The organism is Streptomyces sp. NPDC054757 (assembly GCF_053612185.1).
In genome coordinates this window covers 25,808-37,603 of record NZ_JBSHBW010000042.1, presented here as the reverse complement: position 1 = coordinate 37,603, position 11,796 = coordinate 25,808, and the positions used below count along the sequence as shown (strand labels likewise).

The 11,796-nt window shown below is 70.0% G+C and carries 10 protein-coding genes and 1 pseudogene; 1 reads left to right on the top strand and 10 read right to left on the bottom strand.

Translation table 11 applies throughout. From position 1 onward, the window contains the following. Nucleotides 1–82: 82 nt before the first annotated feature. The 9 genes and pseudogenes from ACWGKJ_RS32245 to ACWGKJ_RS32205 all read right to left on the bottom strand — a co-directional run bounded on the left by ACWGKJ_RS32245 (nucleotide 83) and on the right by ACWGKJ_RS32205 (nucleotide 9,629). Nucleotides 83–1,744 (bottom strand): long-chain fatty acid--CoA ligase, encoded by a 1,662-nt coding sequence (locus ACWGKJ_RS32245; RefSeq protein ID WP_385026528.1) that lies wholly within the window; start codon nucleotides 1,742–1,744, stop codon nucleotides 83–85. Between the two features lie 238 nt (nucleotides 1,745–1,982). Next, nucleotides 1,983–2,519: a SigE family RNA polymerase sigma factor gene (locus ACWGKJ_RS32240; RefSeq protein ID WP_385026531.1), complete on the bottom strand. Its 537-nt coding sequence runs from the start codon at nucleotides 2,517–2,519 to the stop codon at nucleotides 1,983–1,985. A 267-nt stretch (nucleotides 2,520–2,786) separates the two neighbouring features. Next, nucleotides 2,787–3,827 (bottom strand): DUF1906 domain-containing protein, encoded by a 1,041-nt coding sequence (locus tag ACWGKJ_RS32235; RefSeq protein ID WP_385026534.1) that lies wholly within the window; start codon nucleotides 3,825–3,827, stop codon nucleotides 2,787–2,789. A 105-nt stretch (nucleotides 3,828–3,932) separates the two neighbouring features. Beyond that, nucleotides 3,933–5,099 (bottom strand): lipid-transfer protein, encoded by a 1,167-nt coding sequence (locus ACWGKJ_RS32230; protein WP_385026537.1) that lies wholly within the window; start codon nucleotides 5,097–5,099, stop codon nucleotides 3,933–3,935. Nucleotides 5,100–5,263: 164 nt separating this feature from the next. Further along, nucleotides 5,264–5,647: pseudogene (locus ACWGKJ_RS32225) on the bottom strand (MaoC family dehydratase); the annotation flags it as partial. Next, nucleotides 5,644–6,699, bottom strand: a complete 1,056-nt coding sequence (locus tag ACWGKJ_RS32220; RefSeq protein ID WP_385026540.1) for an acyl-CoA dehydrogenase family protein — start codon at nucleotides 6,697–6,699, stop codon at nucleotides 5,644–5,646. The pseudogene ACWGKJ_RS32225 and the gene ACWGKJ_RS32220, both read right to left, overlap by 4 nt. Nucleotide 6,700: 1 nt before the next feature. After that, nucleotides 6,701–7,636, bottom strand: coding sequence for a bifunctional MaoC family dehydratase N-terminal/OB-fold nucleic acid binding domain-containing protein (locus tag ACWGKJ_RS32215; RefSeq protein WP_385026543.1), 936 nt, complete (start codon nucleotides 7,634–7,636; stop codon nucleotides 6,701–6,703). 194 nt (nucleotides 7,637–7,830) lie between these two features. Next, the gene (locus ACWGKJ_RS32210) at nucleotides 7,831–9,102 is read right to left on the bottom strand and encodes an acyl-CoA dehydrogenase family protein (RefSeq protein ID WP_385026546.1); all 1,272 of its coding nucleotides are present in this window, start codon (nucleotides 9,100–9,102) and stop codon (nucleotides 7,831–7,833) included. Nucleotides 9,103–9,323: 221 nt separating this feature from the next. Continuing rightward, complete coding sequence (locus ACWGKJ_RS32205) at nucleotides 9,324–9,629, bottom strand: hypothetical protein (protein ID WP_327296549.1); 306 nt, start codon at nucleotides 9,627–9,629, stop codon at nucleotides 9,324–9,326. Nucleotides 9,630–9,950: 321 nt separating this feature from the next. On the opposite strand from ACWGKJ_RS32205, the gene ACWGKJ_RS32200 reads away from it, so the two are divergent. Further along, nucleotides 9,951–10,811, top strand: coding sequence for a bifunctional DNA primase/polymerase (locus ACWGKJ_RS32200; RefSeq protein WP_385026551.1), 861 nt, complete (start codon nucleotides 9,951–9,953; stop codon nucleotides 10,809–10,811). A 349-nt stretch (nucleotides 10,812–11,160) separates the two neighbouring features. Here the strand turns inward: ACWGKJ_RS32200 and ACWGKJ_RS32195 are convergent, their stop codons facing one another. Further along, nucleotides 11,161–11,604 (bottom strand): DUF6344 domain-containing protein, encoded by a 444-nt coding sequence (locus tag ACWGKJ_RS32195; RefSeq protein ID WP_385026554.1) that lies wholly within the window; start codon nucleotides 11,602–11,604, stop codon nucleotides 11,161–11,163. Between the last annotated feature and the right edge of the window lie 192 nt (nucleotides 11,605–11,796).

Below are 11,796 nucleotides of genomic sequence, written 5' to 3'. Positions count from 1 at the left end.
TCCGGTGGGCCCGGCGTCGGAGCTGCCCCGGGCTCAACCCGGTTGGGCCCACCAGGCCAGGCCCGACCGAGCCGCGTCCACCTCAGTCAGCCGTGCGCAACTCGGTCGCGTCCAACTCACCGTCCGCGTACTGCTTCCTGAGCACCTTCTTGTCGAACTTCCCGACCGACGTCTTCGGCACCGACGGCACGACGGCCCATCGTTCCGGCAGCTGCCACTTGGCGACGGACCGGGCGAGGAAGGCCCTGAGCTCCTCGTACCCGACGCTTTCACCCTCCTTCAGCACCACCGTCGCGAGCGGCCGTTCGCCCCACTTCTCGTCGGGGACGGCGACCACCGCGGCCTCGGCCACGGCGGGATGGGCCATGATCGCGTTCTCCAGGTCGACGCTCGAAATCCACTCCCCGCCGGACTTGATGACGTCCTTCGCACGGTCGGTGAGCGTCAGATAGCCGTCCGGGCTGATGACCCCGACATCGCCGGTCTTCAGCCAGCCGTCGGCGCTGAACTTGTCGGCCGGCCGGAAGTTCTCGCCGCCCGCGCCGCCGTAGTACGCCCCGGCGATCCACGGCCCCCGTACCTCCAGCTCACCGGCCGATTCACCGTCCCACGGCAGGATGCCGCCACCGGGCCCGGCGAGCCGTGCCTCGATACCCACGGGGAAGCGGCCCTGGGTGACGCGGTACGGCCACTCCTCCTCCGGGGTCAGACCGGCGGGCGGGTTGGACGTCGTCCCCAGCGGTGAGGTCTCCGTCATGCCCCAGGCGTGGCAGAGCCGGACGCCCAGCTTGTCGTACGCCTCCATCAGCGCGGGCGGACAGGCGGCGCCGCCGATGGTGACCCGCGCCATCGAGCTCAGATCACGCGGATGGGCGGTCACCTCGGCCAGCAGCCCCTGCCAGATCGTGGGCACGGCCGCCGCGTGCGTCGGTTTCTCCTGCTCGATCATCTCGGCGAGCGGCTCGGGCTGGAGAAAACGGTCGGGCATCAGCATGTTGATGCCCGACATGAAGGTCGCGTGCGGCAGACCCCAGGCGTTGACATGAAACTGCGGCACGACCACGAGCGTCGTGTCCTGGTCCGTGAGCCCCATCGACTGGGCCGAGTTGACCTGCATGGAGTGCAGGTAGATCGAACGGTGGGAGTAGACGACGCCCTTGGGCTCGCCCGTGGTGCCCGAGGTGTAGCAGAGGGCTGCGGCCTGCCGTTCGTCGATCTCGGGCCAGTCGAACTTCGTCGGGCGGCCCGCGATCAGTTCCTCGTACTCATGGACGGTCGCCGTGGCCCCGGCGAGCAGTGAGCGGTCTCCCGGGCCGCTCACCACCACGTGCTCGACGGTCGGCAGGTCCGGCAGCAGGGGCGTGAGCAGCGGCAGCAGGGAGCCGTTGACGATGATCACGCGGTCGGCCGCGTGGTTGACGATCCAGGTCAGCTGCTCGGCGGGGAGCCGGATATTGAGGGTGTGCAGAACGGCGCCCATGGAGGGAACGGCGAAGTACGCCTCCACATGCTCCGCGTTGTTCCACATGAGCGTTGCCACCCGCTGGTCGCCTTCGACCCCCAGCTCGTCCCGGAGGGCGTTGGCGAGTTGTACGGCGCGCCCGCCGGTCTCGGCGAAGGAACGGCGCTGCGGTGTTGCGGCATCGCCGGTCCAGGTGGTGATCTGGGAGGCGCCGTGTACCAGCGTTCCGTGGACGAGGATGCGGGTCACTGTCAGCGGTACGTCCTGCATCGTGCTCAGCACGGCGTCCTCCTGGGGAGCAGCGTTGCCTACGCATGGGTAATGTGTCGCAATTCTGCGCACATACCAGCTGGTATGTCACTACCCGCCCTCAGGAAATCCACCGCTCTCCCGCCGCTCCGGCCCGCTGTCCGCTCTCACCACCCGCTCCGGCTCAGCACCCGTCGGCTCAGCACCCCGTCGGCTCAGCACAAGCCCAGGCTCCCGCCCTGGCCCCGCCCCGGTCCCGCCCCGGGCGGGCTCAGCGTGCGGGGGAGAGCTCCGGGTCCTCACGGAGCTTGCCGAGCGCACGGGACACCGCGCTCTTGACCGTACCGATCGAGACCCCGAGCACCTCGGCGGTCTGCTGCTCGCTGAGGTCCTCGTAGTAGCGGAGCACCAGCATGGCCCGCTGCCGGTCGGGCAGCTTCATCACCGCGTGCCACATCGCGTCGCGCAGTGCCTGCTGCTCGGCCGCGTCGGGCTCCGGCGCGGCCTCCGGCTCGGGAAGGTCCTCGCAGGCGAACTCGTCGACCTTGCGCTTGCGCCACTGCGACGTACGGGTGTTCACCAGCGCCCGCCGGACATACCCGTCCAGCGCACGATGGTCCTCGATCCGCTCCCACGCGACATAGGTCTTGGTCAGCGCGGTCTGGAGCAGATCCTCGGCATCACTCGGATTGGCGGTCAGAGAACGGGCTGTACGCAGCAGAACGGGCCCCCGGGCACGCATATAGGTGGCGAACGACGAGTACGGCGTCGCTGCCTTCGCTGCGCTGGTACAGACTGGCGTGGTCATAGCTCCACGCTAGGAGCCGAAGCCCCTGAGCAGATCGCCCACAGGTGCCGAAGGCGGGTCCCCCTCAGGTTGTAGGAGTGGTGGTAGCCCCACCTCCTGAAGGTGGAGGACGGCCCTCCCCTCATCGGGGTTCCCGTGATGGACCGGTACGGATTCCGGGGAGGGCGTGGGGGCGAGCGAGGGCGGCCGCGGCCGCCGGGTCAGCAAGGCTCGCTGGGTCGGTTTGCCGCAGGGGGCCGGGGCCCACCAGGTCCGGTCCTGTCCGGGCTAGTCGGCGATGCGGGCCACCGGGGCGTCGACCCGGTTCCGGTCGATCGTGAGTTCCTGGCCTCCGTGCTCCTCCTTCACCTCACCCGCGTACTGGTGGATCCGCTGATGCGGCGACCAGTCCTCGCTCCGCAACGACGGCTCCTCCGCCACCGACGGTTCGCCGTTCCAGCGGGCGAACCACATCACCGAGGGCAGGTCCGACGTACCCGCCCTGCGTTCCGCACCCAGCTGCGCCACTCCGGAATCCGCGCTGCTGTAGAAGCCGGCGACATAACCGAGCCGCTCCACCTCCCGGTCCCAGGAACGGATGAACGAGAGGGTGGTGGCCGCGCAGTCGCGGTCGCCCTGGTCGTACGCCTCCATGTCCAGGTAGAGCGGTGACCCTTTCACCATCCCGAGCGCCCCGGCCTGCTCGACCGCGTCGCGGGCCTCTTCGGCTCCCTGGCCGGCGGGATCCGAACCGATGGCGACCTTCCGTTTACTGTCGGCCGCCACACAGGGCGACTGCGAGCCGACGAACACCGGCAGCACCTTCCAGCCCATCCCGTACACGCTCGACACCCAGTCCCTGGTGAGCTCGGGCTGGTTCGGACAGCCCCGGCCGCGGCCTCCGTAGTAGACGCCGATGCTCCGGTACCGGGAGGACTTCCAGGCGCGCATCGTCGCGAGAGACGGTGTGACGCAGGTGTCGAACCCGTAGCCGTCGAACCGGTCGGGCCCGGCAGCGGCGGCAGACGCGGAAGAGGCTGCGTCCCTGTCCCCGGCACCCGGCTCACCGGCCGCTGTCTCTCCGGTCGACGGCTCCCTGGTCAACGGCTCCCCGGCCTGCGGCTCACTGGCCTGCCGCTCGTCGGCCCGCGGCTCTCGGGTGCCGAGCACCGGGTCTCCCAGGGTGTCGGTCTCGGCGGCTGCCCCCGTACCGGGCTGCCCGCCCGGCTGGGCACCGCCTGCTGCGTCGGCCGCCGCACCCGCCGGTACGCCTGGCAGGGAAGAGGTGACGGCCGGTGCGGCATCCGCGGTAGGGGCTGTGAGAGCCATGACGACGGCTGCGCCGAGAAGATGGGACAAGAACATCTTTTGTCGTTGCATAGGGCGCAGTGAACGGCCCGCCTCCCCGGACCGCCCAACGTCCACGCCGCAGTGTCAGCCGTCCGTGCCGAGGATGAGCCCGGATGTGGGTACGCCGGTCCCCGCGGTGACAAGCGTGGTGGCCGCACCGGATATCTGGTTCACCGAAGTGCCGCGCACCTGCCGCACCGCTTCCGCTATGCCGTTCATGCCGTGCAGATACGCCTCCCCCAGCTGACCACCGTGGGTGTTCAGCGCAAGCGCCTCCTCCGCGACGAAGGCCCCCGCCTCACCCGGCTTGCAGAAGCCGAACTCCTCCAGCTGCATCAGTACGAACGGGGTGAAGTGGTCGTAGAGGATGCCCACGTCGATGTCGGAGGGCCGCAGCCCGGAGGTCTGCCAGAGCTGTCGGGCCACCACACTCATCTCGGGCAGCCCGCTCAGATCGTCCCGGTAGAAACTGGTCATCTGCTCCTGTGCCCGGCCCGCCCCCTGCGCCGCAGCTACGATCACCGCCGGCGGACGGCGCAGATCACGGGCCCGCTCGGCGCTGGTGACGACGATCGCCTGCCCGCCGTCGGTCTCCTGACAGCAGTCCAGCAGCCGCAACGGCTCCACGATCCACCTTGAGGCGGCGTGATCGGCGAGGGTGATCGGCTTCTCGTAGAAGTACGCCGCCGGGTTGCGCGCCGCATACCGGCGGTCGGTCACCGCGACGTGGCCGAACACATCGGGTGCGAGGCCGTACGTGTGCAGATACCGCTGGGCGGCCATCGCCACCCAGGAGGCGGGTGTGAGCAGACCGAACGGCAACGCCCAGCCGAGTGCGGCGCCCTCGGCCGACGGCTCCCGGTGCTGGACGCCCGAACCGAATCGCCGCCCGGAGCGCTCATTGAACGCCCGATAGCAGACGACCACGTCCGCCACTCCGGCGGCGACAGCGAGCGCGGCTTGCTGCACAGTGGCGCAGGCGGCGCCACCTCCGTAGTGGATGCGGGAGAAGAAGGACAGCTCCCCGATACCGGCGGCCTGGGCGACCGTGATCTCGGGGCTGGTGTCCATGGTGAAGGTGACCAGACCGTCCACGTCGGCGGGGGTGAGGCCCGCGTCGTCGAGGGCAGAGTGGACGGCTTCCACGGCCAGCTTGAGTTCGCTGCGCCCGGAGTCCTTGGAGAACTCGGTCGCCCCGATCCCGGCGATGGCGGCCTTACCGCCGAGTGAGTCACGCCTGTTCCTGCTCACGCGGCCACCCCACTCCCGGGGTGCGCCCCGCCGCCGGTACCGGAGGAGCCGGTGCTGGAGCCGGCGACGGTGCTGGAGCCGGTGCCGGTATCGGTATCGGATCCGCGGCAGGAGCCGGAGCGAATGTTCACTTCACCGGCTTCGTCCGCGCCCGCGGTCGCCTCCCCGCTCCGGGCGGTGACCGTCACACGGCCCGTGACATGGCGGCCCAACCCGTTGGCGCCGGTGATCCGGACCTCCGTGTCGTCCCCCTCGACCGCCGTGACCGTACCCGTCAACACCATGGTGTCCCACGGGTAGTTGGGCGCCCCAAGACGGATCGCGACCTTCCGCAGCCTGTATCCGGGGCCGAATCGATCGGTGATGTATCTGCCGACCAGCCCATTGGTGGTGAGGATGTTCATGAAGATGTCCGGGGAGCCCTTCTCCTTGGCAGCCTCCGCGTCGTGGTGCACGTCCTGGAAATCGCGGGAGGCGACGGCGCCCGCGACGATGAGCGTGCGGGTGATCGGGATCTCCAGCGGCGCCAGTTCATCGCCGACTCTCATACCGGCTCCTCCCTCTCTGCGGTTCCCGCCGTATCTCCATCCACGAGCAACACCCCCAGCTGGTCCAGCACTTCGCTGCCACAGCCCAGATACGCGTCGAGCTGCCGCCCCCAGAGAAAGTGCCGGTGCACGGGGTGTTCCAGATCGGAACCCAGCCCGCCGTGCAGATGCTGGCCCGTGTGCACAACCCGCTTGCCGGCCTCCGATGCCCACCAGGCGGCGGTGAGGGCATGGGCCGCGAACGGCAGCCCCTCGTCGTGCCGCCAGGCAGCCTCGTACGCCGTGACCCGTATCGCCTCGGTGTCCATATACGCGTCCGCGGCCCGCAGTTGCACCCCCTGGTTCGTGGAGAGCGGCCGTCCGAACTGCTCCCGCTCCGAGGTGTACGACACGGCACGTGCGAGCGAACCCGCGCACACTCCGGCCTGGAGCCCCGCGAACGCGACCCGCGCCACGGCCAGCACCTGCTGGTACGCGCCCGGACCACCCAGCGCCTCGGCCGGTGTCCCGGAGAGGACCAGCCGCCCTCCCGACCAGGGCGCGGTGCTCTCCACCGGCTCCGTCCGCGCGTCCGCCACCCGCACCAGCCAGAGCCCGAGGTCCTCGTCGGCCACCAGCACCAGAGTGGCGTCCCGCAGCCATGGCACGAACGGCACCGTCCCACTCAGCCTGCCGGAGGCGTCCGCCCGTACACCTCCTCGCGCGGGGAGCGCACCCGTCGCCACCGCTGTCCCCTCCCGCAGCGCCGGCAGCAGTCTCCCGCGCTGCTCGTCCGTGCCGTGGGCGGCCACCGCCAGCAGCCCGTAGACACAGGTCACGGTGAAGGGGACCTGTGCCGTGGCCCGGCCCTGCTCCTCCAGGAGCAGCACCAGACCGAGCAGCCCCGTCTCCTCGGCCGCCCCCACCAGCCCCGCCGCCACCAGCGTCTTCCACAGCTCGGCATCTGTCCCCGTGCCCGCCGCGGTCAGCCGCTGGTGCGTGGAGAGGTCCCCGAAGATCCGGGCGGCCAGGTCGCGCGCCGCTTCCTGCTCCTCCGTCGGTGTGAAGTCCATCTCAGCCCCCGCCTCCCCTGAACACCGGCAGCTCCCATTCCTCGTCCACGCGCAGGAATTCGAGGCTCACGGGCATACCGACCCGCACCTCGTCGTACGGCACCCCGGTCACGTTGCTCACCATGCGCACCCCCTCGGCCAGCTCGATCAGGCCCACCGCGTAGGGCGGGTCGAAGGCCGGAAAGGGCGGATGGTGCATGACCACGTACGAATAGACCGTCCCGGCACCGCTCGCCGCGACCGTGTCCCACTCGGGCGAGCCGCACGCATTGCAGCCCGGCAGCCAGGGGAAGCGCAGCGCCGAACAGGACACACACCGCTGGATCAGCAGCTCATGCCGGGCCACCCCCTCCCAGAACCCGGCATTGTCCCGGTTGATCACCGGTCGCGGCCGCCGCGCCCCCGGACCACGGCCCCCGGCCCCCGGCGCTCCCGCCGCCGGAGCCGGTGGCTTCGTCCTCGCCCCGGGTGCGTACTTGAGGATCCGGAAGCGGTGCGTCCCCGCCAGCTCGCCATCGCCCCGGACATCCATCCGCGTGGTGACGAAATATCCGGTCCCCAGGGCAGTCTTCTTGCGCTCGGACACCGACTCGATGACCGCGTCGAAGGTGATCCGGTCGCCGGGCCGCAGATCCCGCAGATACTCCTGTTCGCAGTCGGTCGCGACGACCGCCGTGCATCCCGCTCCGTCCAGCAGCGCGAACAACTCGTCATAGGCAGTGGTCCTGCCCGTGTGCCCCGACAGCCCGCCCATCGTCCAGGCCTGGAGCATGGTGGGTGGCGCTACAGCCGGATAGGCCGGGTTCGCGTCTCCCATCGCCTCGCACCAGTGCCTGATCATCGGCTCGTTGACGGTGTCCTTGCCCACCCCGGAAGTCGCGGCGGGCCGCCCTTCGTACGCCTTCAGCTGCTCGTACAGCGGGTCCCCTCCGTTCACCGACCCGCCGCTCGCCGAGCCGCCGTTCGCCGACCCGTCACTCCCAGCCCCTCCGCCCACCGACCCGTCACTCCCAGCCGCCCCGCTTGCCGCCCCACCGCTCACCCCGCCGTTTCTCACAGCACCGGCGCTCGCCGCCCCGCCGCCGCTCCCGTCGACGTCTGTCACCGCCTCATTCCCCACCACCTCACCGCTCACCTCTTCCGGCTCCTCATCCCGAGTCGCATCGTCGCGACGATCTCCCGCTGCACCTCGCTCACCCCGCCCCCGAAGGTGTTGATCTGCGCCGCCCTGTTCATCCGCTCCAGCTCCCCGCCCCCGAAGGCCCCCGGAGACCCCGCCCGGATGAGCGCTGTTTCACCCGCAATTTCCTGACACATTCGATACACCTCTACGGCGCATTCGGTTCCCAGAAACTTGACCCCACTTGCGTCACCCGGTGCGAGAGCCCCGGCCCCCACGTCCCCGACCAGCCGCCAGTTGAGCAATCTGACGGCCGCGAGCCGGGCGTGCACCTCCGCGAGCCGCGCTCTGACCCACGCCTGGTCGGCCGGCCGTGCGCCGGTGTACGGGTCGCGTGTGCGGGCGTACGCCAGGACATCGGCGTAGCAGTCCTCCGCCTGCATACCGATCGCTGCCAGCGCCACCCGCTCGTGGTTGAGCTGGTTGGTGATCAGCTTCCAGCCGGCGTTCTCGGCGCTGACCAGATGACCCACGGGCACCCGGATCCCGTCGTAGTACGTGGCGGTCGTGGTCTGCCCGCCCACCGTCTCGATCGGGGTCCACGAGAAGCCGGGGGCGTCGGTGGGGACCAGGATGATCGAGATCCCGCGGTGCTTGGGCGCCTCGGGGTCGGTCCGGCAGGCGAGCCAGATCCAGTCCGCGTTCTGGGCGTTGGACGTGAAGACCTTCTGTCCGTCGATCACCCACGTATCGCCGTCGCGCACCGCGCGTGTGCGCAGCGAGGCGAGATCGGTACCGGCCGACGGCTCGCTGTACCCGATGGCGAAGACGATTTCGCCGGAGAGGATGCGCGGCAGAAAGTAGTCCTTCTGTGCCTGCGTCCCGTACTTCATCAGCGTCGGCCCGACGGTGTTCAGCGTGACCATCGAGACGGGTGCGCCCGCCCGGTACGCCTCGTCGAAGAAGACGAACTGCTCGTCGGGGCCCCGCCCCTTGCCGCCGTACTCGACGGGCCAGCCGAGTCCCAGCATTCCGTCCGCGCCGATGCGCCGCAGCAGCGCCCGCTGTTCCTCGGGGCGTGCGCCGGAGCCCGTAGGGGAGCCACCGCCTGGTCCGGGAGCGCGTTCACCTGGGGGGCCGGGAGCGAATCCACCGCTGGGCCACGGGCCGGAGTCGGCGCCGGGACCACCGCCGGGCACTGGCTCCCGGCGCATCAGATCGGCGAAATAGGAGCGGAGTTCGGCACGGAGTTCCAACTGCCTCTCCGTCGGGGCGAGGTGCACGTCGGCGGCCTCCCTGGCTTCCGGATCAGGGCTTCTGACTGTCCGTCAGATACACGTCCAGTGTCAAGACCGGAACCCGGCCGCAACTTCCGCCGCAGCACGCAGAAAACCGTCCGGGCGGCGATGCCTCAGCACCGTCGCCCGGACAGTCATTCACCCCGTGCAGTACTCGTGCGGTCCCCGCACGCCCCCCACACCCCCGACCCCCATCGGGCCGGTCCTCACCAGAGCCGGGTGAAGTTCACCGTGTAGTGGGCCTGGTCGATCGAGGTGAAGGCCGAACCGTTCACACTCGCCGTGCTGTTCTGGTTCGACGCTCCGGAGCCGGTGGCGACCTGCTGCGTGGTGGTCGAGTTGCCGTTGTTGTTGTGCCCGACGCCGCTGCCGACGACCCCGGCCACACTGGCGTTGGATCCGCTGCCCGCGACGGCGCCGTTGTCCGCGGTCGCCACACCGGTGAAGAGGGCCGCTGCCAGCGGCAGGGCTGCGACGGCGGCAAGGACGCGAACGGTACGGATGTGTGCCATGTCATTTCCTCCAGGAACCAGAAGTGCGGCTGATTCCGGGGTGGTTGGCCGACCGCCCCGGTGAGTGGTTCACGACTGTCGCGAGATCAGAGTTGCCCACGGGACCCCCACCGAACCAGCCTGGAAGACCTGATTCCCTCGCAAGCATGACCTTAAGTCGATAAACCCCCCTCACGTCACGAACCTGATCCACGACGGGCCCCAGGCGACAGAACCCGGGCACCCCAGGAGGTGAAGCGTTCCTGCATCACGCCAAGGAAGGGCGCGAACCGGCCTTGCGCCCCACTTTCCGTATTCGAACGCATGCGCGATGATGAACGTATGGCCGCCATTGACAGGCACTCCGCCACCCTGGCCCTCGCCCATGCGCTCTCCGCCGCCGAGCTCGGGCTCCCCGTCATCCCCCTGACCCGCACCAAGCTCCCGGCGATCCCCTCGCCGCACCACGGGGAGGCGGGCCCGGTCCGCTGCCGCGGCGCCTGCGGCCGTACGGGACACGGCGTCCACGACGCGACGGCCGACCCCGCAGCCGTGCGCGCACTGTTCGCCGCCGCCCCCTGGGCCACCGGCTACGGCATCGCCTGCGGCCGGCCGCCGCACCATCTGATCGGCATCGACCTCGACACCAAGGCGGAGACCGACTCCACGGCCGCTCTGCGACGCCTCGCACTCACGCATCTGTTCAAGATCCCGGAAACCGTCACCGTGCTCACGCCGAGCGGCGGCAGCCATCTCTGGCTGACCGGACCACCCGACAGGATCGTCCCCAACTCGGCGAGCCGGCTCGCTCCCGGTATCGACATCCGGGGCGCCGGTGGCTACCTCGTGGGGCCCGGCTCACTCACGGCCCACGGTGTCTACCGCCTCGCGCCCGGCACGGCACATCTCGCGCCCGCGCCCTGTCCTCGTGCTCTGCTCCGTCTGCTCACGCCTCCCGCGCGTTCCCCGCACTCCACCGGCCGGCCCGCTCAGGGCCAGGGCCTGGTGCACTTCGTACTCGCCGCCCATGAGGGTCAGCGCAACACCCGTCTGTTCTGGGCCGCCTGCCGCGCCTATGAGAACGGTCTCGGCGACCAACTCGCCGACCGGCTCACCGCCGCGGCTGTCCGTACCGGACTCACCGAGCATGAGGCCCGTGCCACCATCGCCTCGGCAGCCCGCCTGGCGATGCCCACACTGTGATCGCTTCTGTGGTCGCTGTGATCGGTGCGGCCTGTGTGGCCTGTGTGGCCTGTGCGATCGAAGGGATCGGTACGACCTGTGCGGTCGGAGTGATCGGTTCGACCTCGTTGATCGGTGCGACGTCTTTGATCGGTGGGGCAGCCTCTTTGATCGGTGGGGCCTGTGTGATCGGCGTGACCTGTTCGATCCGTAGGGCCTGCTCTGTGCGGCCTACCTGATCCCTGCGGCCTACCTGATCCCTGCGGTCTGCTCGATCCCCGCGGTCTGCTCGATCCCCGCGGTCTGCTTGATCCGGGCAACCTGCCCGATCCGTGCAGCTCCTGCGCCCCGTGCAACCCCGGTCGCACGATCAGGCCGGCTGGAGTACCGCTTCGCCGACCGCGGCGTCCGTGATCGCGTCGTCCGACGAGGTGTCGGTGTCGAGCGGGAGGTGCCGCGTGCTGGGCGTGGACCCGTGGGCCTCGGCGCGGATGCGCTGCTTGATGGTGGGCGGCAGCGCACGGTCCTTGGGCAGCGCCCACCAGGCGACCTGCGCCGGTTCGACGTCGACCGGCTTCCGCTCGGCGGAGGCCGGTGCTGGTGCTGGTGCCGGCACCGCAGCCTCCGGAGCAGTTCGCACGGCGGGAATGCCCGTCGTACGGACAGCGCGCCCCGCCAGATCAGCGGGGGCCGGGGCGGCCGCACCGGCGGGGACAGTGGTGGCGCGAGCCGAGGTGGAGAATCCGAGCATCGCGACGAGCGCGAAGAACGCGCTGGTGAAGGCGGCCCACGCCTTCTTGGCCTGGCTGGTCATGACAGCCCCTCATTTCTGTGCTTTACAGCGGTTTTTACGGTGGGACGTTCTACGTACTTTTCACATGATGCGGATGTGGTTCGGACAGACAGGGACCAACGCACAGATAGTGGCGTTCTTCCGATCAACACCACCCGGTTGGCCCCTCCCGGCTGGGCGGATTTCCGAAGCCGGGTTCCGATGGGACGTCAG